The organism is Mumia sp. ZJ1417 (assembly GCF_014127285.1).
In the GTDB taxonomy this organism is placed as follows: domain Bacteria; phylum Actinomycetota; class Actinomycetes; order Propionibacteriales; family Nocardioidaceae; genus Mumia.
Window position 1 is genome coordinate 2,818,268 of record NZ_CP059901.1, and the last position, 21,756, is coordinate 2,840,023.

Here is a 21,756-nt window from a genome sequence, read left to right on the forward strand (position 1 = left end):
GGTCAGCCGGCCTTGGCTTCCTCGATGGCGGCCAGGACTTCCTCGGTGCCAGGGACGCCCGGGGTGCCGTCCGGACCCTCGGGCCCGTTCACGGTGGTGCCGTTGACCCAGACGGTCGGGGTGCCCGAGAGCTTGTTGCCTTCGGAGTCGGGCTGGTCGAACGCCTTCTCGGTCTGCTCTTCGGTCCAGTCACGGAACGGGCGACCCGTGATGCAGTCGGTCGCCGCCTTGCTCGCGCCCGCCTCCTCGGCGAGGTCGCGGAACTCCTTGTCGCTGAGCGAACCGCCCTGAGGCTGGTTGGCGAAGAGCAGCTTGGCGTAGTCGCGGAAGACCTTCGCGCCGTCCTCCTCGAACACGCACATCGCCGCGGCCATCGCGTCGTTGGAGAACTCGTTGAGGAAGGCGACCGGGCGGTACTCGACGTCGATCGCGCCGGCGGCAACCTGCTGGTCAAGGACCTGACCGGTGGTCTCCTCGAACGACTTGCAGTGCGGGCACGCGAAGTCCTCGAAGATCGTGACCTTGACCGGGTCCTCGGCCGCCGTACCGCCCAGGTCGGTCGCGGTGAGATTCACGCCGCCGGTGTCGGTGATGCCGTCCGGGGTGCGGGTCGGAGAGTCGGCGGAGTTGTCGACCGCCGCCTTCACTGCGAAGCCGGCGCCGGCGATCACGACCAGCACCACCGCGACGATCGCCACGGTGATGAGGTTGCGGCGCCGCTTCGCCTGGCGCTCGCGGTCCTTGCGCATCTGCTCCGCGCGCTCACGACGGGCGCGCTTGTCATCCTTGCTGGCCACCTGGGTCATCCATCCTTCGCGTACGGACACGTGTCGCCGGGACAACGTACGAGCCGGTGCTCGCGTTCCCTTGCGACCGCGACCAGGCTACCGGTCAGAGTCAACGGCTAAGGTGGTTGGTCGTGATGGATAGGCTTGTATGGATCGACTGTGAGATGACAGGGCTCGACCTCGAGCACGACGCGCTGATCGAGGTGGCAGCGATCGTGACCGACTTCGAGCTCAACCCGGTCGCTGAGGGCGTCGACGTCGTGATCAAGCCGCCGCGTGAGGCGCTCGATCAGATGAACGACGTCGTGACGCAGATGCACACCAGCTCCGGGCTCCTGGACGAGCTCGACGCCGGTCTGGCGCTCGCCGACGCGGAGCAGGTCGTTCTCGACTACATCAAGCAGCACGTCCCCGACGCGGGCAAGGCTCCGCTCGCGGGCAACTCGGTCGGCACCGACCGCGCGTTCCTGCTGCGGGACATGCCCGAGCTCGAGGGCTACCTTCACTACCGCGTGGTCGACGTCTCGTCGATCAAGGAGCTGTCGCGTCGCTGGTATCCGCGGGTCTACTTCAACTCCCCCGCCAAGACCGGCAACCACCGCGCGCTCGCCGACATCCTCGAGAGCATCGAGGAGCTGCGCTACTACCGCGCGGCCGTCTTCGTGCCGCCGCCCGGGCCCGACAGCGACACCGCCAAGGCGCTCGCCGCGGAGCACTCCGGCGCACTGCGCGGCAGCGACTCCTCAGACGACGCTTCGTAGGGACCCGGATTTCGAGCCGTCAGGACTGACCCGCTACACTCGTGCACGCCGCACACGGTGATGCCGTGTCGCGCGCGGTGGGTGTAGCTCAGTTGGTAGAGCACCGGCTTGTGGTGCCGGTGGTCGCGGGTTCAAGTCCCGTCATCCACCCCCAAAGACGCCAGGTCAGGACATCGTTCCCGGCCTGGCGTCCTTCGTTTGCGCCAGCGGGCGACGTCGCGCCGCGGCGATCTCAGCCCCGTTCGCGACCGCCCAGTCCGCCAGGGCGGAGAGCGGCTCGAGCAGCGACCTCCCCAGCGGCGTGAGGGTGTACTCGACGCTTGGCGGCACGGTCGGGAACACCTCTCGACCGACCAGGCCGTCCTCCTCCAGAGCGCGCAAGGTGCGGGTCAGCATCCGCTGGCTGATGCTGTCGATCTCGCGGTGGAGCTCGTTGTACCGGTGCGCACGCCGTCCGAGGAGCACGAGCACCAGGAGCGTCCACTTGTCACCGATCCGACGGATCACGTCGGTCACGGGACATCGTTCGTACTCATCCGCAGGGACCGGCCCGGGCAAGGGCGTGTCGACAAGGGTAGGCACATCCGCGTGCGTACCGGACATTCAACTGCCTCCTTCCGCACTCGCCGAAGGTTCTCGATGCTAGTGGCAACCACCGTCGAGTCGAGGAGGAACATGAGCCCGGAAGCCGTCACCCCGAGGGGCGACAGGACACCGCGGACGGTCGTCGTGAGCGGAGGGACGGACGGGATGGGGCGCGCCCTCGCCCTCGGCAGGGCCGCCCGTGGAGACACGGTCGTCGTCCTCGGCAGCAACAGGGAGAAGGGAGAGCGCGTTCTGGAAGAGGCCGCTCGGCTCGATGGCACAGGGGCGCTCGAGTTCGAGCGGGTCGACCTGTCCAGCATCGACGACACCCGTGCGGCTGTTCGGCGGATCGCGGCTCGTCACGAGGCTGTCGACGCCCTCACCCTGTTCGCCAACCGCCAGGCTCCGAGGCGGACAGTCACCGCGGACGGCCTCGAGCAGGTGTTCGCCGTGTACTACCTCAGCCGCTACCTGCTCAGCTACGAGCTCAGTCCCCTGCTGCGCCGGAGCCGGACGCCGGTCATCGTCAACGTCGCCGGCGTCGGTATGACGAAGGGGCGCCTGCACTGGGACGATCTCCAGCTCGAGGGCGAGGGCGAGTACGGCATGGTGGCCGCACAGCTGCAGGCTGCACGTGCGAACGACCTCCTCGGGGTGATGTTCGCCGCAGAGCCGGACAACCCGGTTCCGTACGTCCTCTATCACCCGGGGTTCACCAAGAGCGGCGACCTCACCCCGCTGCGACCGGCGCTCAGGGTGACGTTGCGGGCACTCGCCGCCCTGGCGGCACGCCCCGTCGAGAGGGCAGTCGCTCCCCTCCACCGGTTCATCGAGGAGCCGCCGCGCGCACCGCTCAGCGCGATCGACCGCGAGACGTCACTGCCGCTCAGCCTGAGGACACTCGACCCGCATGGCGCGGACCGGCTCGCCGCGGCCACCCGTGCGATCCTCGCGGCCCACGAGGGAACCGTCTCATCGGCGTAGGGCCACCACCCTCACGTATGTTCCCAACATCCCGTCGATATGTTGTCGACATGGTGTCGGTTAATTCTCGCATGAGGACGTGATGATGTTTCTCGCCATTCGTGAGCTCGTGTTCGCTCGAGGGCGGTTCGCCCTCATGGGATCCGTGGTGGCCCTGATCGCCATCCTCATGGTGCTGCTGTCGGGCCTGTCGGTCGGACTGGTCAACGACGGCGTCTCGGGACTCAAGAAGGTCCCGGTGACTTCGTTCGCGTTCCAGCAGGACGTTGCCAAGGACTCGGCGTTCTCGCGCAGCGTCGTGTCGTCGGAGGCTGTCGAGGCGTGGGCCGACCGTCCGGGCGTCGAGGACGCGGCGCCGTTCGGCAATACCCTGGTGAACGCGCGCGCCGACAACGGCACCGAGGTCGACCTCGCCCTCTTCGGCGTCGAGACCGACTCCTTCCTCGCCCCCTCCCCCGCGACCGGCGCCCCGCTCGGCGACGAGGCGGACGGGATCGTGATCAGCGAGACCGCCGCCGACGAGGGCATCGCGCTCGGCGACGTCGTCCGCATCGAGCCCACCGGGACGGCACTCAGGGTCGTCGGGATCCTCGACGGCCAGCACACGTACGGGCACGTGGACGTGGCGTACGTGCCGCTGACCACGTGGCAGGAGGTCCGCGCCGGCGTACGGACGGGAGACCCCGTACCGGCGCACGTGCACGACGAGTTCACCGCCGTCGCGGTACGGGCCGCTGACGGCGACGACGTGGATCTCGCTGCGGGAGACGAAGCCGCGTCGACGACCTCGATGACCCTCGAGGAGTCGTTCGGAGCCTCGCCCGGGTACACCGCCGAGACGTCGACCCTCCAGCTGATCCAGGTCTTCCTCTATGCCATCTCCGCGCTGGTCGTCGGCGCGTTCTTCACCGTGCTCGTCATCCAGCGCCGTCAGGAGATCGCGGTGATGCGGGCGATGGGAGCGAGCACCGGCTATCTTCTGCGCGACAGCCTGCTGCAGTCCCTGATCCTCCTGATCGTCTCGGCCGGGGTCGGCGTCGGGATAGGCCTCGCCGGTGGCGCCGCCCTCGCCTCCACGCCCATGCCGTTCGCCCTGGAGGCGGGTCCGATCGCCGCCGCCACCGCACTCCTCATCGCCCTCGGTGTCGTCGGAGCCGCCGTCGCGGTCGTCCGCGTCACCCGGGTCGACCCGCTGACCGCACTCGGAGGCAACCGATGACCCCCGCACTCGCGCTCACCGACGTCACGCTCGTCCACGGCGACGGCGAGGACACCGTCACGGCGTTGGACGCCGTCAGCCTGCGTGTCGCGCCCGGAGAGCTCGTCGCGATCGTCGGGCCGTCCGGATCCGGCAAGTCGAGCCTGCTCGCCGTCGCCGGCGCCCTGACCACCCCGACCTCCGGCGAGGTCCGCGTCGGCGAGGTCGACCTCGCGACGGCCTCGCGCCGCGAGCTGGCGCGGATCCGGCGGGAGCGGCTCGCCTTCGTCTTTCAGAGCGGCAACCTCGTCCCCGCGCTCACCGCGATCGACCAGATCCGGCTTCCCCTCACGTTCGGCAAAGTCTCCGAGCCCCGTGACCCGTACGACCTGCTGGCCGAGGTCGGGATGGGGCACAAGGCGCGCCGTCGGCCCCACCAGCTCTCGGGCGGGGAACGGCAGCGCGTCGGGATCGCCCGTGCCCTGGTGACCCGCCCGCGACTGCTCCTCGTCGACGAGCCCACAGCTGCGCTGGATCGCCAACGCAGCCAGGACATCGTGTCGTTGCTCGCTCGCGAGACGCACGAGCACGGTGTCGCCACCGTGATGGTGACGCACGACCACGACGTGCTGCACCACTGCGACCGGGTCTACGAGATGATCGACGGACGACTCGGCGTCCCTGCTGCGTCGCCCGACTGACCCAGGAGGACCCGTGCCCCGCATCCAGGCGCCCACGGTGGTCGAGCACCGCCGTCGCCAGGAGCGGGCGATCCTGGACGCGGCACGGGCCCTCATCGCCGAGACCGGCGAGGCGCCCTCGCTAGGGGCGGTGGCCAAGCGGGCGGGGATGGCGAGGCCGAGCCTCTACCAGTACTTCCCGTCGCGTGGGGAGCTGCTCGCGGGCGTCGTCGCCGACGTGTTCCCCGAGTGGTCACGCCACGTCCGCGAACGCGTCGAGGCGGCCGAGGCACCGGGCGAGCGGGTCTGGGAGTACATGGCGGCCAACATCGACCTCTTCGCCAGCTCGGAGCAGGCGGTCGCGCACGTGCTGAGCAGCGTCGTCGAGCCCGCCGTCCTGCAGGCCCCGATGCAGCGGTTCCACGCCGAGCTCCAGGAGCCGCTGGTCGCTGCCCTGCACGACCTCGGCGAGCCGCACGTCGACCAGATGGCCTCGCTGGTGAACGCGCTGATCGTCCAGGTGTGCGCGACGTACGGACGTGACGACGCGCACGCAGGCCACGGCGATGCCCCGTCCTTGTCCCGTACGGAGGCCCTCGAGCTGCTCCGCCGGCTCATCGGCGCCTACCTCGACCTGCCCGGGGAAGCCGACCTGCCCGGGGAAGCGAAGGGGCCCCGCAGGCGTTGACCCTGTCGGACCGACGCGCCCGCGTCGGTCGGTCGACGAGGAGGTCGCGGTGCACGGCGAGTACAAGGTTCCCGGGGGCAAGCTGGTCGTCATCGACCTCGAGATCGTCAGCGACCACCTGAAGGACGTCCAGCTGTCGGGCGACTTCTTCCTCGAGCCCGACGAGGCCCTGGAGCGGATCACCGGAGCCCTCGAAGGAATGCCTGCCGACGCGTCGGTCACCTCGTACGCGGCCGCCGTTGAGGGGTCGCTCGCCGGCGCGTCGATGATCGGCTTCGACCCGCGTGCGGTCGGCTTCGCGGTGACCCGGGCGCTCGGGCGTTCGACGTCCTGGCACGACCACGCGTTCGCGCTCGTCGACTCGGGCCCGCTGCACCCGGCCGAGCAGATGGCGCTCGACGAGGTGATCGCGACCCAGGTCGCCAGGGGCGAGCGGCCGCCCGCGCTGCGCTTCTGGGAGTGGGCGTCCAACGCCGTCATCATCGGCTCGTTCCAGTCGCTGTCCAACGAGGTCGACCTCGACGCCGCTGCACGCCACGACGTGACGGTCGTACGGCGGATGTCCGGCGGCGGCGCGATGTTCGTCGAGCCCGGCAACACCATCACGTACTCGCTGTACGTCCCCGCGTCGCTCGTCGAGGGCATGAGCTTCGCCGAGTCGTACGCGTTCCTCGACGCCTGGGTCCTGCGCGCGCTCAAAGGCCTGGGCATCGACGCCTCGTACGTACCGCTCAACGACATCGCCACACCTCACGGCAAGATCGGCGGCGCCGCGCAGAAGCGCCTGGCCGGCGGCGCGGTGCTGCACCACGTGACGATGTCGTACGACATGGACGCGACCAAGATGCTCGACATCTTGCGGATCGGGCGCGAGAAGCTGTCCGACAAGGGCACCGCGAGCGCGGCGAAGCGGGTGGACCCGCTCAAGAGCCAGACCGGCATGCCGCGCGACGAGGTCGTACGGGCGATGGTGGGCCACTTCGCGGACAGCTACGGGCTCACTCGTGTCGGCGTCGACGAGGCGACACGTGCCGAGATGGAGGCGCTGGCGCGCAGCAAGTACGGCACCGAGGAGTGGACCGCGCGCGTGCCGTGACGCAACGGGGACCCGCACGGGCCACGGCTCCGTCATCGTGAGCGCATGTCGCTCTCACGTACGGCGGTCCTCGTGTCCGCAGGTGTCATCGTCGGCCTGGTCGCCGGCGGTACCACCGTCGCTGTTGCCGCGTCGTCGGCAAAGACCGTGAAGGTCTGCACCACCAAGAAGGGTGTCGTGCGCTCGGCCGACGCCAAGGGCAGGTGCCCGAAGAAGTCGAAGAAGCAGGCGATCAACGTCCGGGGCCCTGCAGGGTCTCGGGGTGCGCCCGGCGTCGCGGGTGCCCGCGGACCGTCGGACGCATGGAGGATCGGCGCGCTCAACCGTGCGGAGGCGGTGAAGGTGCCGGCGGGTTCGTACGTCGTCAACGGCACCGTCTACTTCGGCAGGGCGTCGGCGACCGCACAGTGCTGGGTCTGGCATCAGGACTCGCCGACCGGGAGCTCGGGCATCGGCTCCTTCCTGACCGGGGCGAACGCCGTCGCGACGCTGGCCGTGTCCGACGCGTTCACGGTGACGGCGACCAGCGACGTCTGGGTCGAGTGCAGCGGCGGTGAGGGCTTCTCGGTCACCCCGCGCGTCACCGTCCTTGCGGTCGGGACGCTCCACGACTGAGCCGCGCTCACTCCTCGGCGTGCAGCGGGAGCGTGCGACGGCTCACGAACCGGCGCTCGCTCCCGTCGACCGGGTCGGTGAACGCCAGCTCGCTCGCCAGCAGCTGCAGCGGGTGGCGGAAGTCGTCGAGGTCGACGTCGAGGACCTCCGGATAGACGGGGTCGCCGACGATCGGGATGCCGAGGCCGTACAGGTGCGCGCGGAGCTGGTGCGTACGACCGGTCTCGGGCTCGAGGCGATAGACGCCGTGGTCGCCGTGGCGGCCCTCGAGCGCGATCCGGGTGATCGCGTTCGGGGTCGCGCCTGCGACCACCTCGACCTGGAACGAGCCGCGCCGCTTGACGAGGTGGTTGGTCACCGTCGTCGGGAGCGCGAGGTCGGGGTCGACGGGCGCGAAGGCGCGATAGATCTTGCTCGCCTGCCGCCGCTGGAAGACCAGCTGGTACGGGCCACGCCACCGCCGCTCGGTAGTGAGGACCAGGACGCCGGAGGTGATCCGGTCGAGGCGGTGCGCGGGGGACAGCTCGGGGAGGCCGAGCTGGTCGCGCAGCCGTACGACGACGCTCTCCTTGACGTGTCGCCCGCGCGGGATCGTCGCGAGGAACGGCGGCTTGTCGACGACGACGAGGCGCTCGTCGCGGTGGAGCACGTGCAGCTCACCGGGGACGGGCGCCTCCTCGCGGAGGTCGCGGTAGAACCAGACGAAGGTGTGCGGGCGGTACGGGGCGGCATCGGCGACCGGTGCGCCGGAGGCGTCCACGATGCGCTCGGCCGTGAGCATCGCGGTCACGTCGACCTTCTCCGGCAGGCGCCAGCGCAGCCACTCCCCCATGGTGGTCCAGGCCTCCGGCTCGCGGCCACGGTCGGGGGTGCGCAGCCAGACGGCGTTGAGACCGTCGCGCGGCGGCAGTGGGGAGCGGGGAGGCACGGCTTCGATCGTACGGAGGTGCCGCTCGTCGCTCCTCCCCGGACGTCATACGAATCGAGGGGTATCACCCTCCGTTCGTATGACGTCCCGGGAGGAAGCTACTCGACCCGCGGCACCACCGGGACGACGTCGGGTGCGCCCATCCGTGCGGCATCTGCCGTCTCGTCGTCCGGCATCGTCTGGCTCTCGCGTTCGGCAGCCACCCGCGCGAGGTAGTGCTCGACCTCGCGCGCGACCTGCTCGGCACCCCACCCGAGCGGTCCCGCCATCAACGCGGCGGCCTCCTCGGCCGAGGCCGTCCCGCGGTCGAACGTCTCGATCGAGATCCGGGTCCGACGCGTGAGCACGTCGTCGAGGTGCAGTGCGCCTTCATGGGTGACCGCGTAGACAACCTCCGCCCGAAGGTAGTCGTCGGCACCGCCGAGCGGCTCCGCCAGCGTCGGGTCGTCCGCGATCAGCGCAAGCACCTCCTCGACCAGCGCCCCGTACCGGCGCAGCAGGTGCTCGACCCGCACCTCGTGCAGTCCGCTGCGCCGCGCGAGCAGCCTGCGCCGGTTCCAGAGCCCCGCGAAACCGTCGGCTCCGAGCAGCGGCACGTCCTCGGTCACGCACTGCGGGATCGCCCGCGACAGCTGCCCGCCGAGCGCGTCGGCGGCGGCGTCGATCGCGTCGCGGGCCATGACCCGGTAGGTCGTGTACTTGCCGCCCGCGACCACCACGAGCCCCGGCACGGAGTGCGAGACGGCGTGCTCGCGCGACAGCGTCGACGTCGCCTCGGACTCGCCGCGCAGCAGCGGCCGCAACCCTGCGAACACGCCCTCGACGTCGGCATAGCTGAGCGGCGTCGCGAGCACCGTGTTGACGTGCGCGAGCAGGTAGTCGATGTCCGTACGCGACGCGGCCGGGTGGTCCTTCGAGAGCGACCAGTCGGTGTCGGTGGTCCCGATGATCCAGTGCCGCTTCCACGGGATCACGAACAGGACCGACTTCTCCGTACGAAGGATCAGACCGGCCTCCCCCTGGATGCGGTCGCGCGGCACGACGAGGTGCACGCCCTTGCTCGCGCGCACCTGGAACTGCCCGCGCTCGGCGGCCATCGCCTGCGTCTCGTCGGTCCACACGCCGGTCGCGTTGACGACCTGTGCGGCCCGGATCTCGAACTCCTCGCCCGACTCCAGGTCGCGCACCACGACACCGGTCACGCGCTCGCCCTCGCGCAGCATGCCCGTGACGCGCGTACGGGTCGCGACGTGCGCCCCGTACGAGGCAGCCGTGCGCGCCAGCATCATCGTGTGGCGCGCGTCGTCGACCTGGCCGTCGTAGTACTCGATCGCGCCGACGAGCGCGTCCTTGCGCAGCGCCGGCATCCGCCGCAGCGCCTTGCGCCGGGTCAGGTGCCGGTGTCGCGGGACGCCTCGCGACTGCCCGGACGCCCACGCCAGCGAGTCGTACATCGCGACGCCCGCGCCCGCGTACGCCCGCTCCCACCCGTGGTGCGTGAGCGGATAGAGGAACGGGATCGGGTGCACGAGGTGCGGGGCGAGGCGCTCGACGAGCAGGCTGCGCTCGGCCAGCGCCTCGGCGACGAGCGCGAAGTCGAGCATCTCGAGGTAGCGGAGCCCGCCGTGGATGAGCTTCGACGAGCGGCTCGAGGTGCCGGAGGCGAGGTCGCGCGCCTCGACGAGCCCGGTCGTCAGCCCGCGGGTCGCCGCGTCGAGCGCGCAGCCGGCGCCGACCACTCCGCCGCCGATGACCAGCACGTCGAGAGGCACACCGTCCGCAGCGGCCGTCGCACGCAGGGCAGCGAGCGCATCCGCGCGGGCAGCGTGGTCGAGCGCAAGGGGCCGCACGTCAGTCCACCTCCACCCAGTCGAGGGTCCGCTGCACGGCCTTCTTCCAGCGGGCGTACGCCTGCTCACGCCGCTCCTCGTCCCACTGCGGCTCCCAGCGCTTCGACTCCTGCCAGTTGCGCCGCAGCTCGTCGGTGCTCTCCCAGAAGCCGACCGCCAGGCCTGCTGCGTACGCTGCGCCGAGCGCCGTGGTCTCGGCGACGACCGGGCGGCTGACGGTGGTCCCGAGCACGTCGGCCTGGATCTGCATGCACAGCTCGTTCTCGGTCACTCCCCCGTCGACCTTGAGGACGTCGACAGCGACACCGGAGTCCTCGCGCATCGCCTCGGCGACGTCGCGCGACTGGAAGCAGATCGCCTCCAGCGTCGCCCGGGCCAGGTGCGCGTTGGTGTTGTAGCGGGAGAGGCCAACGATCGCGCCGCGGGCGTCCGAGCGCCAGTACGGGGCAAAGAGCCCGGAGAATGCGGGCACGAAGTAGACCCCGCCGTTGTCCTCGACCTGCCGCGCGAGCGCCTCGGACTGCGCGGCGCCGGAGATGATGCCGAGCTGGTCGCGCAGCCACTGCACGGCCGAGCCGGTCACCGCGATCGAGCCTTCCAGCGCGTACACGGGAGCGTCGTCGCCGAGCTGGTACGCGACGGTGGTGAGCAGGCCGGCCTTGCTCCGGACAATGTCGGTGCCGGTGTTGAGCAGCAGGAAGTTGCCGGTGCCGTAGGTGTTCTTGGCCTCCCCCGGCGCGAAGCACACCTGCCCCACGAGCGCCGCCTGCTGGTCGCCGAGCACGCCGGTGATCGGGACCTCGCCGGCGAACGGGCCGGTCTCCAGCGTCACCCCGTACGGGTCGGCGACCGACGACGGGCGGATCGCGGGGAGCATCGCGCGAGGGATGTCGAAGATCTCGAGCAGCTCGTCGTCCCAGTCGAGCGTCTCGAGATTCATGAGCATCGTGCGGCTCGCGTTGGTCACGTCGGTGACGTGGACGCCGCCGCGCCGACCGCCGGTGAGCTGCCAGGTGACCCACGAGTCGGTCGTGCCGAACAGCGCGTCGCCGCGCTCGGCGGCCGCGCGAACGCCGGGGACGTTCTCGAGGATCCAGGCGATCTTGCCGCCGGAGAAGTACGTCGCGGGAGGAAGGCCCGCCTTCGCACGGATGGTCTCGCCGTGCCCGTCGACCTCGAGCCGCGACGCGAGCCGGTCGGTGCGGGTGTCCTGCCAGACGATCGCGGGCGCGTATGGGCGTCCGGTGCGGCGGTCCCAGACGATGGTGGTCTCGCGCTGGTTCGTGATGCCGATCGCGGCGAGGTCGGAGGCGGTCAGGCTCGCCTTCGCGAGTGCAGTCTGGACGACGGCGCTGGTGCGCTCCCAGATCTCCACCGGGTTGTGTTCGACCCAGCCGCTGCGCGGAAGGATCTGCTGGTGCTCGAGCTGGTGACGGGCGACCTCGTTGCCGTCGTGGTCGAAGATCATGAAGCGGGTGCTGGTCGTGCCCTGGTCCACAGATCCCACGAAGTCGGCCATGGAACGTTTCTACACGGTCGCGCAGCGGTTGAGCGACAGGAAGCGGCCACAGAGGCACCTGCTCCGCGTCATGTCCCGTTGTTTGTCTCACGGTCGCCTGAAGATCAGCACGAGTTCATCGGCGTCCGAGAACGTCTCGTCGGGCTCCCGCGTTCCGGGGGCGGGCGCCCACTCCTCATGACGACGACAGGAAGGACGTGTGCGCCCATGCGCTTACACACGATCGGGAAGCACCGTCTCCCCCGAACTCCGCGCCCGTGGATCGCCGCCGCAGCTGGTCTCGCCGTGGTCGCAGCCGGCATCGCCATGGCCGGCCCGGCCTCCGCCGCGCGACCTCAACCCCTCTCACCTCCGCTGCTCACCCCCGCCGACGGCTCGTTCCTGGAAGGAACGGCCACCTTCGCCGCGACGCCCGTGACCGCCGGCGACTCGGTAACCGGCCTCACCGTCGACGGCACACCGGTCGTCGCCGAGACGACGCTCGGTGTCTCCCACCTGGTGTACGACGTCGGCACGAACTCGATGGACGCCGCGTTCGGCAACCACGTCGAGGTCAACGGACACCGCATCGACCCTCCGCGCACGGCCGTCTCTGAGCGCGTGTCCCTCGAGGTGCCGAACGAGTTCCTCGTCGCCGGCGACAACACCGTCGTCTTCCAGGCCGGCGGCCGGGACGCCGACTGCGGGGTCAACTTCGACGACTTCACGATCTCCGACGTCGACCTCGAGCTACTCGGCGAGACGGCCGACGGCGAGAAGAACGAGTACACGTACGCGATGGGCGACGGTTCCTGCGGCTCGAACCCCGGACTGACCAAGACGGCGACGCTCACCTTCACGGTCGACGGCGACCCGCGACGGACGACGGGCCTGTCCGCCGAGGTCGACACGACGACCCTGGCGAACGGGCGTCACAAGATCGTCGCGACCACCAGGTCCCGCGCCCGTACGACGAACGCCGTCCGCGTCAACAACACGCCGGTCGGTGCCCCCTCCCTCACCCCGACCGACGGCACGCTCGCGAACGGGCGTCAGCCCGTGATCGCCTCCCAGCCGGCCGCCTCGGACGGTGGCGTCGGGTCGATCACGGTGGATGGGAAGGCGCCGCCGACCAGGACGACCCTCGGCACCGGGGCATCGACGTTCAGCTTCGACGTCGGCAGCAACGCGATCGAATTCCGCTACCAGAACTCCCTGCGGGTCAACGGTCACACGGTCTCCCTCGGCGGTGACCACGCGAGCACGCGGGTGGACCTGGCCGTGCCGAACCGCTACCTGGTGCCGGGTCGGAACACGCTCACCGTCGTCACGGGCGACATCGGCTCGACCTGCGGGGCGAACCGCGACGACTTCGACATCGCCAACCTGGCCCTCACCCCGAGCGAGGGGACGGCGACACCGGTCGACGTCGCGGCGTCGTACTCCCTCGGCGACGGCAACTGCGGGTCGTCGACGAAGCCACGCGAGGTCGAGCTGCGGTTCGACGTCGAGGCGACGGGTGTCAGCACGTACCAGACCCTCGGCTCCGGCGACGCCGTCCTCGCCTTCGACGTCGGCAGCAACGCGATGGACGCCGCGGCCGGCAACTACCTTCTGGTCAACGGCATGCGGCAGGAGGTCGAGAACTACGCCGGCGAGCGGGCACGGATCACGGTGCCCAACGACTGGCTGCTGCCGGGGCACAACGTCGTCGAGATCGTGACCGGCACGTACGCCGGCGAGTGCCCGAACCGCGACGACTTCGTCCTCTCGAACGTCGAGCTCGTCCCGGCCGACGGGTCGGCGGCACCGATCGGGCTCAAGCCCACCTACGGCATGGGCGACGGCGGCTGCGGCTCGAACGTCACGTCGTTCACCGAGGTCGACCTGCACTTCGAGGTCGACGCCGCGGCGCGGGGGCGCCGCGCTGACGTGCAGACCGCCGACCTCGCCGACGGCGAGCACCAGGTCGTCGCCGCGTCGACCACCGGCGAGAAGGCGACGCGCACGCTGGTCACCGACAACACCGCCCCGGCGGTCGCGTCCAGCGCGCCGGCGGCCGGGGAGACGATCACCGCCGCAACGGTCCTCGCGGTCGAGGTCGAGGACGCCTCCGGGGTCAGCGACGGCCCGGTGCTCACGCTCGACGGCGAGCCGATCGAGCAGGGTGCCGTGGTCGGTCCCGGGCTGTCGGCGGGCGAGCACACCCTCGCGGTCACCGCGACGGACGCGCTCGGCAACACGGCTGCCCGGAGCGTCGTGTTCAGGTCGGCCGGGATCCCGGACGAGCCGACGGACCTCGCGCCCGCCTCGGGCTCGCGCGACGTCGCACGCACGGCGACCCTCTCGGCCACGGTCGCCGAGCCGGACGGGGGCCCGGTCAGGGCGACGTTCTCGGAGGCCGAGATCCTCGAGCCCCACCGTGGCTGGCAAGGCACGGCCGATGCGGTGCCGACGACCCTCCAGGTCGCCGGCGAGGACGGGGTACGCGACCTGCGTACGCTCGCCCCCGGCGACGACCGCACCCTGGCTGCGCCCCGCGGGTCCGGAGTGACGTTCCAGCGGTTCGACATCGCCGTCCGCGGCCGGGTCGAGGCGCCGGTCCTGAGGTGGGAGGGCACGATCGACCCCGAGCGCGTGGCGTCCTTGCGGGTGTGGAACCGCGACACCCGCGCGTGGGACGTCGTGGCCTCCTCCCCCGGCAGCGTCGGTGCCGCGACCGTGCTCGACGCCACGATCGACGCCGACTACGTCGACCGCGGCAAGGTGCACGCGATGGTCACCGGTGAGGATCCGTTCGCCGACGACCTGGAGTCCACCGTCGACACCAGCTTTGCCGACCCGGCCGGGTACGACTTCGCGATCGCGCACTACACGGACACGCAGTACCTGTCCGAGGGTGCGGTCGAGCAGGAGACGGCGGCCGAGCGTGCGGTGTGGGCGACGGCGTACACGAGGCTCACCGAGTGGATCGCTGAGAACGCCGACGACCGCAAGATCGCCTACGTCGCGCACACCGGCGACATCACCGAGAACAACATCAACGCACCGACGACCGACGAGATGCGTCAGCAGATCACGGGCGAGTTCGAGACGTCCTCGGGGGCGCAGGGGATCCTGGACGCCGCCGGCGTACCGAACGGTGTCGTGGCCGGCAACCACGACAACCAGCGCGGTCTCGAGATCGGACCGGAGTCGACGTTCAACCAGTACTACGGTCCGGGTCGCTACGCGTCCGCGGCCGCATCCTGGGAGCACGCGTCGTACGGCGGTCCGTGGCGTGAGGGCGACAACCAGAATCACTACGACCTGTTCAGCGCCGGCGGCCTGGACTTCGTCGTGGTCGGGCTGTCGTTCGGCGTGACGAAGGAGGAGGCCAACTGGGCCGAGTCCGTCTTTAAGGCCTACCCCGACCGCAACGGCATCCTGCTCACGCACGATTACCTGACGCCGTCGGTCCGTGCCGACGGCCGCGACTCCGAGCTGGCGGCGCCGGACGGGTCGACGCTGTTCAACACGGTCGTGCTCGACAACCCGAACGTGTTCCTGGTGCTCGCCGGGCACCGGCACGGAGTCGGCACGAACGTGAAGCCGAAGGTCGGCGACGTCGGGCACGGCGTGGTCGAGCTGCTCGCCGACTATCAGGCGTACACGGTGGACGCGGACCGGCTCGGGCTCACCGAGATCGGCGGCTATCTCCCGACCGACCGGCTGCGCTTCGGCGCGAGCTTCCTGCGGATGCTGCAGTTCGACGTGGAGCGGTCGCAGATGGTGGTCGACACGTACTCGCCGTTCCTGGACGACTTCGGTGCGAACGACTTCGACCCGGACGCCCGGTACGACGGTTCCGAGGACGACACGGTGTTGCCGGTCGACCTCTCGAGCCGTGCGACGACGTTCTCGACGGACGCGCTGGCGCTGTACGTCCCCTCGGACGTCATCGCCTCGACGACGGTGGACTCGGGCGAGGTTGCGTCGGTCCAGTGGACCAGGCTGCGGCCGGACACGGTCCACACGTGGTTCGTGACCGCACGGTCCTCGGGCGGTGGCGAGACGTCGTCGCTGCCGAGCGTCTTCGTGACCAAGGACGCGGACGGGCGGCCGGGCCACTTCGGTCCGGACCACCCGGCGTGGCCGCACTTCGCGGGGAAGCGAGGCGACTGAGGCTGTGAGCTCCTGAGGTCCATGGGCGTCGCCCCGGCCACCGCGCCCGGGCGACGCCCTCCCCGCTCCTCCTGGAAGGCACCAACGTCCCATGCCCGTGTCCCGACGCCGTCTCACCGGCCTGCTCGTGCTGGTCGCCGGCACGCTGCTGGCGATCGCGCCGAGCGGTCCCGCCGCCGCGCACGACGCGACCACGACGGCGTACCTCGAGGCCACCCAGGTCGCCGGCACCACCGACGTCGAGGTCACGGTCGAGGCGGAGTACGACCTGCTGATGAAGTCCGCGTGGCTGGAGGCGCCGGCGTACGAGGCGACGGCCCGTGACGAGCAACGGCGCCAGCTCGCGCTGAACGCCGACGCCGTCGGGAGGTACGTCACCGATCGGCTCGAGGTCGCGTACCAAGGTCAGGAGTGCACGCCGACGGCCGGCACCGCCGACGTGCGGGAGCGCCGCGGACGTGCCCACGCCGTGGTCCCCGTGACCTTCGGCTGCCCGGCCGGCGACCCCGGTGCCGAAGCGGTGCACTCCGTCTCCAGCACGCTCTTCCCGGACGCCGAGGGGTTCGTGCACAGCACCGAGGCGCTGCTCGTGTACGACCTCGACGAGCGAAGCGGCGAGACGCTGCTCGACGTGCAGACGCCCACGTTCATCGCAGGTGAGCAGAGCACGGCCGAGGAGCTCGGGGAGTTCTTCGTGCACGGCGCCGAGCACCTGCTGTTCGGGCTCGACCACGTGCTTTTCCTGCTGATTCTCATCCTCGGGTCGCGATCGCTTCGCGAGATCGTGCTGACGACGGCCGCGTTCACCGTCGCCCACAGCGTCACCTTCCTCCTCGCCGCGCTCGGCCTGGTCGACGTCCCGGCGATCGTCGTGGAGCCGGTGATCGCGGCGTCCATCGCGCTCACGGCGGCCGTCTGCCTGTGGAGCGTCGTCGTGCGCACCGACCTGGAGCGCACACGTCCGTCGGTGGTCGACCGCCTCCGGTTCCCGGTCGTGTTCGCGTTCGGGCTCGTGCACGGGCTCGGGTTCGCGGGAGCGCTCGGGATCGACGAGCCGTGGTCGTGGGGTCTGCTGGCGGCGCTCGTCAGCTTCAACGTCGGGATCGAGGTGACGCAGCTCGTGATCGTCGTGCTGGTCTTCCCCGCGCTGATGCTGCTGCGGCGCCGCGCTCCTCAGGTGGCGCGGGTGGGGACGGCGGCCGCGGCCGGCGCCGTCACGCTCGTGGGCGCGTACTGGACGTTGGAGCGCCTGCTCGCCGGCTAGGTCCGACCCCAGCGCGCGTCGAGCAGGTCCAGGAACGCTGCCGCTGCCGGCGTCGGCCGGGAGCGGCTCCACGCGACGTGCTCCTCCCGCGCGGGCGCGTCGGCGATCGGGACCATACGGACGTCGGCGAGCGTCGCTGCGTACGCGCTGGGGAGCAGCGCGATCCCGAGCCGCTGCGCGACGAGCCGTGCCGCGAGGTCGCCGGTCGTCACCTCGAACGCGACGTGCCGCTCCAGCCCTGCGGCGGCAAACGCCTCGTCCGACTGCAGCCGCCCCGGCGTACCCGCGGTGAAGTCGACGAACGGGTACGGGGCGAGGGTCGCGAGGTCCGTACGACGCTCCCCCGCCAGCGGGTGGTCCAGGGCGACGACGGCGACGTGCTCGTCCCGGCCGAGGATGCTGCTGCGCACGCCCTGCGGCACGCGTCCGGGCGGCAGCCCGAGGAACGCGACGTCCACCGAGCCTGCGGCGATCTGCGCCACCAGCTCCTGGCTGCCGCCGGTGCGCAGCGAGACGTCGACCCGGGGATGGGTCTCGTGGAAGCCGCGCAGCACGCTCGGCAGGTCGATCACCGTCACCGTCGGGATCGCCCCGAGCCGCAGGCGTCCGCTCACCACGCCGGAGACAGCGGCCGCCTCGGCACGCGCGCGTTCGGCGGCGTCGAGCGCCTCGCGTGCGGCGGGCAGGAAGGCCTCGCCCGCCGCGGTCGGCACGACACGCCGGCTCGTACGGTCGAACAGCCGCGCACCGACCTCGCGCTCGAGCTTGGCGACCTGGTGGCTCAGCGCGGACTGCACGACGTGGCACTGCTGCGCGGCGCGCGTGAAGCTGCGGGTCTCGGCGACCGCGATGACGTAGCGGAGTTGCTGGAGCTCCATCCCTCCATCGTCGCAGGTCGATCAATTTGAGTCATGCTTGCTGTGACATCCATGTGTTGGACTCATGGCTTGCCGACCGCGACGCTGGAGGGATGACCCGCCCGCTCCTCCTCCTGATGGCTCTCGCGACCGGCCTGTCGGTCTCCGCGAACTACCTCGCGCAGCCGCTGCTCGACGTCCTCGCGAGCGACCTCGGCATCTCCGAGGCGAGTGCGGGGACGATCGTGACGGCAGCGCAGGTCGGGTACGCGGTCGGGCTGCTGCTCGTGGTCCCGCTCGGCGACCTGCTGGAGCGACGCCGGCTCGCGGTCACGCTGCTCGGCGCGACCGCCGTCCTGCTCGTGGCGTCCTCGTTGGCACCGAGCGGGCGCGCACTGCTGGTCACGACGACGCTGACGGCACTGACGTCGGTCGCTGCGCAGGTCGTCGTCCCGTTCGCGGTGACGCTCGCAGACCCGGCGCGACGCGGGCAGGTCGTCGGCGTGGTGATGAGCGGGCTCCTGCTCGGGAGCATCGTGTCGCGCCCGATCTCCGGGGTGCTCTCGCAGCTCGCGGGATGGCGCACGGTGTACGTGGTGTGCGGGGTGCTCGTGGCGGCGGTCGCGGTGGCGCTGTGGCACCGGCTGCCGACGCTGCACACGCCGAGCGGGATCGCGTACCCGCGTCTGATCGGGTCGACGCTCGCGCTCTTTGCTACGCAGCCGGTCCTGCGACGCCGTGCCCTGGTCGGCGCACTGTCCCTCGCGTCGTTCAACACGTTCTGGACCGCGTCGACGTTCCTGCTCGCCACCTCGTACGGGTGGGCGGAGGCGGCGATCGGCGCGTTCGGCCTGATGGGGATCGCGGGCGTCGTGGCGACGCCGGTCGCGGGTCGGCTCGTCGACGCGGGGCGCGCCCGTACGGTCGCACGGGCGTCGACGCTCGCTCTCCCGGTGGCGTGGGGCGCGATCGCGCTCGGCGGAGGAGGCGGCACGGTCGGGCTCTGGTGGCTGCTCCTCGGCGTGCTGGTGCTCGTGGTGGCGCAGCAGATGCTGCTCAACGCCAACCAGAACGCGATCTATGCGCTGGCGCCCGAGCTGCGCAACCGGCTCAACGCGGCGTTCATGGCGGCGTTCTTCGTCGGCGGGGCCGCAGGGTCGGCGGCGACGACCGTCGCGTGGGTCGCCGGCGGCTGGGGTGCGGTGAGTCTGCTCGGCGCGGTTCTCGCGGCCTCGACCTGCGTGGTGTGGCTCGAGGGACGGCGGGCGCCGAGGGATCTCGATGCGGGCTCCGCTAGCGCTCCGACCAACGGGGCCCAACGCGGCTCCAGTGCCTCACGCGCCGAGCGCGGCTCCGCCGACGTCGCCGTGCGGCATCTCCTTCGCCGGGGATCTGGCCGAACCGTCCCTTGCTGAAGTCCTCGTACGCCTCCATGACCTCCTGACGTAACAGGGAGACATGAGCGCGCAGTCCGCCAGGACGCCGGACGCTGCTCACGCAAAAGGCAACGGTCAGTCGTCGGCAGACGTGCGCAGGTCGATCGATGGGACGATCGCCTCCGGCTTAAACGTGACCCGATAGTGGTTCGGGTCCGCGTACGAGCCTTCGATCTGCTCGACGAAGTACGAGACGTTGTCAGACAGCCCGAGGAAGTGCTTCTTGTAGGCGCCCTTCCCGACCTTGCACGTCACTTCGAGTTGCCCGCCATCGTCCTCGATCGCGCACCGGCCCTCGATCGTCAGAAGGTACTTGTCCGTGATCCCGTTGAAGAACACGACGCGGCGGTCGATCTCGAAGTTGTCGGCCGCCTTCGACAAGTTTTCGCTCACGACCACCGCATCATCTGAACACGCCGTCGTGAGCATGCCGATAGCGACGACACCAGCGAGCGCGGTGAGCGACTTCTTTAACCTCATGTGGCCTCTTAGGACGTCAGGGAACGATCGGGGAGGGAGTCCGCCAGGGCGCCGCGCGCCGCTCAGGGCAAAAGCGAAGCCCCCGGATCCGAGTAAGGGTGCCAGGGGCCGGGGGTCAGCGGATCGGGAGCGGGTCGCGGGTGTAGGGGCCCCGGTCCGCCGCTAAGGCCGCAGCCGTCGGTGATCGATCCGCCGCTGTGGGAGTCGGCGTGGTCGAAGACGCCATCGAGCATGTAGGTCACGGTCTCGAAGCCGCGGTGCGGGTGCCACGGCGTGCCCTTGGGCTCGCCCGGCGCATATTCGACCTCGCCCACTCGACCAGCCAGCCTAGGCTGACCCGCATGACTCACGACGTCGTCATCGTCGGAGGCGGCCACAACGGTCTGGTCGCCGCAACCCTGCTCGCCCGCAGCGGCCTCCGTACGGTGCTGCTCGAACGCCTCGACCACACCGGCGGCGCCGCAGTGAGCGAGCGCCCGTTCCCCGGCATGGATGCGCGACTGTCGCGCTACTCCTACCTCGTCTCGCTCATGCCGCACGAGCTGGTCCGCGAGCTCGGCCTGAAGCTCGAGCTCCGCTCCCGCGCCACCGCCTCGTACACCCCGTACGAGGGCGGCGGGCTGCTCGTCGAGACGCACGAGGGGCGCGCGACAGCGGAGTCGTTCCGGCAGGCGACGGGGACCGACAGCGAGTACGAGGCCTGGCGGGCGTTCTACGGCGATGCCGAGACGCTCGCGCTGAGCGTCGCGCCGACCCTCCTGCAGCCGCTGCCGACCGCGGAGTCGCTGCGCGAGCAGGTCGGCGACGGCGTCTGGCGCGACCTCGTGGCGGAGCCACTTGGTCGTGCGGTCGAGCGGCGCTTCGCCAGCGACCTGGTCCGCGGCGTGGTCGCGACCGACGGTCTGATCGGCACCTACGCGTCGCTGGAGGACGAGTCGCTGCTGCAGAACCGGTGCTTCCTCTATCACCTGGTCGGCAACGGCACGGGCGAGTGGCGCGTCCCGGTCGGCGGCATGGGTGCGGTGACCGACGAGCTGCGCCGCGTCGCGGAGAAGGCCGGCGCGGAGATCCGTACGGGCGTGGAGGTGACGTCGGTCGACGCCGGGCTCGACGGTGTCGTCGTGCACGCCGACGGACTCACGCTCGAGGCGCGGTGGATGCTGTCGGGCGTCGCCCCGTACGTGCTCGCGGGGCTGCTCGGCGACCCGCTCCCCACGAAGCCGCAGGGCTCGCAGCTCAAGATCAACCTGCTCGTGGACCGGCTGCCGCGCCTGAAGTCGGGCGTCGACCCGAAGGTCGCGTTCGCAGGCACGTTCCACCTCGGCGAGACCTACTCCGAGCTCGCCCACGCGTACGCCGCGCCGTCGCCGGACCTCGCGTGCGGCGAGCTCTACTGCCACACGCTCACCGACCGGTCGATCCTTGGGCCGGAGCTGGCGGCGAGCGACGCGCAGACCCTCACGTACTTCGGGATCCACTGGCCGTACGAGGCCTCCGACACCTATGCGAAGGAGCGCGGCTGGCGCGCCTTCGCGGCGGCAATCGACGCCTACCTCGAGGAGCCGATCGAGTCCGTGCTCGCGCGCGACGCGAACGGCGACCGCTGCGTCGAGGTCAAGACGCCGGCCGACATCGAGTCGGATCTCGCGATGCCGGGCGGCCACATCTTCCACGGCGACCTGCGCTGGCCGTGGGTCGAGCGGCTCGGTCACACACCGGCGGAGCGGTGGGGCGTCCAGACCGGGCACGCGCGCGTGCTGGTGTGCGGGTCGGGCGCGCGGCGCGGTGGTGCGGTCAGCGGCATCGGCGGGCACAACGCGGCGATGGCCGTGCTCGACCACGAGGGCCGGCACGCGTAGGCCAGCAGGCGCATCAGTGATGCAC

General features: G+C 70.9%; 19 protein-coding genes and 1 tRNA gene. 12 read left to right on the top strand and 8 right to left on the bottom strand.

Features of this window, described 5'->3' with window-relative positions; all coding sequences use genetic code 11:
- Positions 1-2: 2 nt before the first annotated feature.
- Positions 3-797 carry a thioredoxin domain-containing protein gene (locus tag H4N58_RS13660; RefSeq protein WP_167003959.1) on the bottom strand — a complete coding sequence of 265 codons (795 nt, stop codon included), beginning with the start codon at positions 795-797 and terminating at the stop codon, positions 3-5.
- Between the two features lie 125 nt (positions 798-922).
- Here H4N58_RS13660 and orn point away from each other — a divergent pair, with 125 nt between their 5' ends.
- Together orn and H4N58_RS13670 are read left to right on the top strand one after the other, a co-directional pair.
- On the top strand, positions 923-1,549 hold the full coding sequence (orn, locus tag H4N58_RS13665; RefSeq protein WP_220471274.1) for an oligoribonuclease: 627 nt from the start codon (positions 923-925) through the stop codon (positions 1,547-1,549).
- 76 nt (positions 1,550-1,625) lie between these two features.
- Positions 1,626-1,703 (top strand) — tRNA-His (locus tag H4N58_RS13670).
- An 11-nt stretch (positions 1,704-1,714) separates the two neighbouring features.
- On the opposite strand, the gene H4N58_RS13675 is transcribed toward H4N58_RS13670, so the two are convergent.
- Positions 1,715-2,065 carry a helix-turn-helix domain-containing protein gene (locus H4N58_RS13675; protein ID WP_279587864.1) on the bottom strand — a complete coding sequence of 117 codons (351 nt, stop codon included), beginning with the start codon at positions 2,063-2,065 and terminating at the stop codon, positions 1,715-1,717.
- A 159-nt stretch (positions 2,066-2,224) separates the two neighbouring features.
- On the opposite strand from H4N58_RS13675, the gene H4N58_RS13680 reads away from it, so the two are divergent.
- The 6 genes from H4N58_RS13680 (at position 2,225) to H4N58_RS13705 (ending at position 7,395) form a co-directional block, all read left to right on the top strand.
- The gene (locus H4N58_RS13680; protein ID WP_167003965.1) at positions 2,225-3,118 is read left to right on the top strand and encodes an SDR family NAD(P)-dependent oxidoreductase; all 894 of its coding nucleotides are present in this window, start codon (positions 2,225-2,227) and stop codon (positions 3,116-3,118) included.
- An 85-nt stretch (positions 3,119-3,203) separates the two neighbouring features.
- Positions 3,204-4,337, top strand: a complete 1,134-nt coding sequence (locus H4N58_RS13685; protein ID WP_167250239.1) for an ABC transporter permease — start codon at positions 3,204-3,206, stop codon at positions 4,335-4,337.
- Positions 4,334-5,017: an ABC transporter ATP-binding protein gene (locus H4N58_RS13690; protein WP_167250237.1), complete on the top strand. Its 684-nt coding sequence runs from the start codon at positions 4,334-4,336 to the stop codon at positions 5,015-5,017. The genes H4N58_RS13685 and H4N58_RS13690 overlap by 4 nt, the downstream gene beginning before the upstream one ends.
- Before the next feature lie 13 nt (positions 5,018-5,030).
- Positions 5,031-5,684: a TetR/AcrR family transcriptional regulator gene (locus tag H4N58_RS13695; protein WP_167003972.1), complete on the top strand. Its 654-nt coding sequence runs from the start codon at positions 5,031-5,033 to the stop codon at positions 5,682-5,684.
- Between the two features lie 49 nt (positions 5,685-5,733).
- On the top strand, positions 5,734-6,780 hold the full coding sequence (locus H4N58_RS13700; protein WP_167003973.1) for a biotin/lipoate A/B protein ligase family protein: 1,047 nt from the start codon (positions 5,734-5,736) through the stop codon (positions 6,778-6,780).
- Positions 6,781-6,825: 45 nt separating this feature from the next.
- On the top strand, positions 6,826-7,395 hold the full coding sequence (locus H4N58_RS13705) for a hypothetical protein (protein ID WP_167003975.1): 570 nt from the start codon (positions 6,826-6,828) through the stop codon (positions 7,393-7,395).
- A gap of 7 nt (positions 7,396-7,402) precedes the next feature.
- Here the strand turns inward: H4N58_RS13705 and H4N58_RS13710 are convergent, their stop codons facing one another.
- From H4N58_RS13710 to glpK, 3 genes are all read right to left on the bottom strand, one after another.
- On the bottom strand, positions 7,403-8,227 hold the full coding sequence (locus tag H4N58_RS13710) for a pseudouridine synthase (RefSeq protein ID WP_208322903.1): 825 nt from the start codon (positions 8,225-8,227) through the stop codon (positions 7,403-7,405).
- Between the two features lie 194 nt (positions 8,228-8,421).
- Complete coding sequence (locus H4N58_RS13715) at positions 8,422-10,173, bottom strand: glycerol-3-phosphate dehydrogenase/oxidase (protein ID WP_167003978.1); 1,752 nt, start codon at positions 10,171-10,173, stop codon at positions 8,422-8,424.
- 1 nt (position 10,174) lies between these two features.
- Positions 10,175-11,692 carry a glycerol kinase GlpK gene (gene glpK, locus H4N58_RS13720; protein ID WP_167003979.1) on the bottom strand — a complete coding sequence of 506 codons (1,518 nt, stop codon included), beginning with the start codon at positions 11,690-11,692 and terminating at the stop codon, positions 10,175-10,177.
- Positions 11,693-11,899: 207 nt separating this feature from the next.
- Between glpK and H4N58_RS13725 the strand changes: the two genes are divergently transcribed.
- Both H4N58_RS13725 and H4N58_RS13730 read left to right on the top strand, forming a co-directional pair.
- Positions 11,900-15,835, top strand: a complete 3,936-nt coding sequence (locus H4N58_RS13725) for a metallophosphoesterase (protein ID WP_167250233.1) — start codon at positions 11,900-11,902, stop codon at positions 15,833-15,835.
- A gap of 91 nt (positions 15,836-15,926) precedes the next feature.
- Positions 15,927-17,099 carry a HupE/UreJ family protein gene (locus H4N58_RS13730; RefSeq protein WP_167250231.1) on the top strand — a complete coding sequence of 391 codons (1,173 nt, stop codon included), beginning with the start codon at positions 15,927-15,929 and terminating at the stop codon, positions 17,097-17,099.
- Here the strand turns inward: H4N58_RS13730 and H4N58_RS13735 are convergent.
- Complete coding sequence (locus tag H4N58_RS13735; RefSeq protein ID WP_167250230.1) at positions 17,096-17,977, bottom strand: LysR family transcriptional regulator; 882 nt, start codon at positions 17,975-17,977, stop codon at positions 17,096-17,098. The two genes, H4N58_RS13730 and H4N58_RS13735, sit on opposite strands and share 4 nt — an antisense overlap.
- Before the next feature lie 92 nt (positions 17,978-18,069).
- Here H4N58_RS13735 and H4N58_RS13740 point away from each other — a divergent pair, with 92 nt between their 5' ends.
- Positions 18,070-19,371 (top strand): MFS transporter, encoded by a 1,302-nt coding sequence (locus H4N58_RS13740; RefSeq protein ID WP_167003985.1) that lies wholly within the window; start codon positions 18,070-18,072, stop codon positions 19,369-19,371.
- Positions 19,372-19,467: 96 nt separating this feature from the next.
- Here the strand turns inward: H4N58_RS13740 and H4N58_RS13745 are convergent, their stop codons facing one another.
- Both H4N58_RS13745 and H4N58_RS20690 read right to left on the bottom strand, forming a co-directional pair.
- Positions 19,468-19,785 (bottom strand): hypothetical protein, encoded by a 318-nt coding sequence (locus H4N58_RS13745; protein ID WP_220471275.1) that lies wholly within the window; start codon positions 19,783-19,785, stop codon positions 19,468-19,470.
- A 149-nt stretch (positions 19,786-19,934) separates the two neighbouring features.
- The gene (locus tag H4N58_RS20690; RefSeq protein WP_347877931.1) at positions 19,935-20,321 is read right to left on the bottom strand and encodes a pirin family protein; all 387 of its coding nucleotides are present in this window, start codon (positions 20,319-20,321) and stop codon (positions 19,935-19,937) included.
- Between H4N58_RS20690 and H4N58_RS13755 the strand changes: the two genes are divergently transcribed.
- Positions 20,214-21,731 (top strand): NAD(P)/FAD-dependent oxidoreductase, encoded by a 1,518-nt coding sequence (locus H4N58_RS13755; RefSeq protein WP_167250226.1) that lies wholly within the window; start codon positions 20,214-20,216, stop codon positions 21,729-21,731. The genes H4N58_RS20690 and H4N58_RS13755 overlap by 108 nt on opposite strands.
- Positions 21,732-21,756 lie beyond the last annotated feature (25 nt).

Excerpts from the sequence above, each read along its gene's own strand:
- orn (WP_220471274.1), top strand. The coding sequence starts at position 923 with ATGGATAGGCTTGTATGGATCGACTGTGAGATGACAGGGCTCGACCTC.
- H4N58_RS13680 (WP_167003965.1), top strand. The coding sequence starts at position 2,225 with ATGAGCCCGGAAGCCGTCACCCCGAGGGGCGACAGGACACCGCGGACG.
- H4N58_RS13685 (WP_167250239.1), top strand. The coding sequence starts at position 3,204 with ATGTTTCTCGCCATTCGTGAGCTCGTGTTCGCTCGAGGGCGGTTCGCC.
- H4N58_RS13690 (WP_167250237.1), top strand. The coding sequence starts at position 4,334 with ATGACCCCCGCACTCGCGCTCACCGACGTCACGCTCGTCCACGGCGAC.
- H4N58_RS13705 (WP_167003975.1), top strand. The coding sequence starts at position 6,826 with ATGTCGCTCTCACGTACGGCGGTCCTCGTGTCCGCAGGTGTCATCGTC.
- H4N58_RS13710 (WP_208322903.1), bottom strand. The coding sequence starts at position 8,227 with ATGGGGGAGTGGCTGCGCTGGCGCCTGCCGGAGAAGGTCGACGTGACC.
- glpK (WP_167003979.1), bottom strand. The coding sequence starts at position 11,692 with ATGGCCGACTTCGTGGGATCTGTGGACCAGGGCACGACCAGCACCCGC.
- H4N58_RS13725 (WP_167250233.1), top strand. The coding sequence starts at position 11,900 with ATGCGCTTACACACGATCGGGAAGCACCGTCTCCCCCGAACTCCGCGC.
- H4N58_RS13730 (WP_167250231.1), top strand. The coding sequence starts at position 15,927 with ATGCCCGTGTCCCGACGCCGTCTCACCGGCCTGCTCGTGCTGGTCGCC.
- H4N58_RS13735 (WP_167250230.1), bottom strand. The coding sequence starts at position 17,977 with ATGGAGCTCCAGCAACTCCGCTACGTCATCGCGGTCGCCGAGACCCGC.
- H4N58_RS13740 (WP_167003985.1), top strand. The coding sequence starts at position 18,070 with ATGACCCGCCCGCTCCTCCTCCTGATGGCTCTCGCGACCGGCCTGTCG.
- H4N58_RS13755 (WP_167250226.1), top strand. The coding sequence starts at position 20,214 with ATGACTCACGACGTCGTCATCGTCGGAGGCGGCCACAACGGTCTGGTC.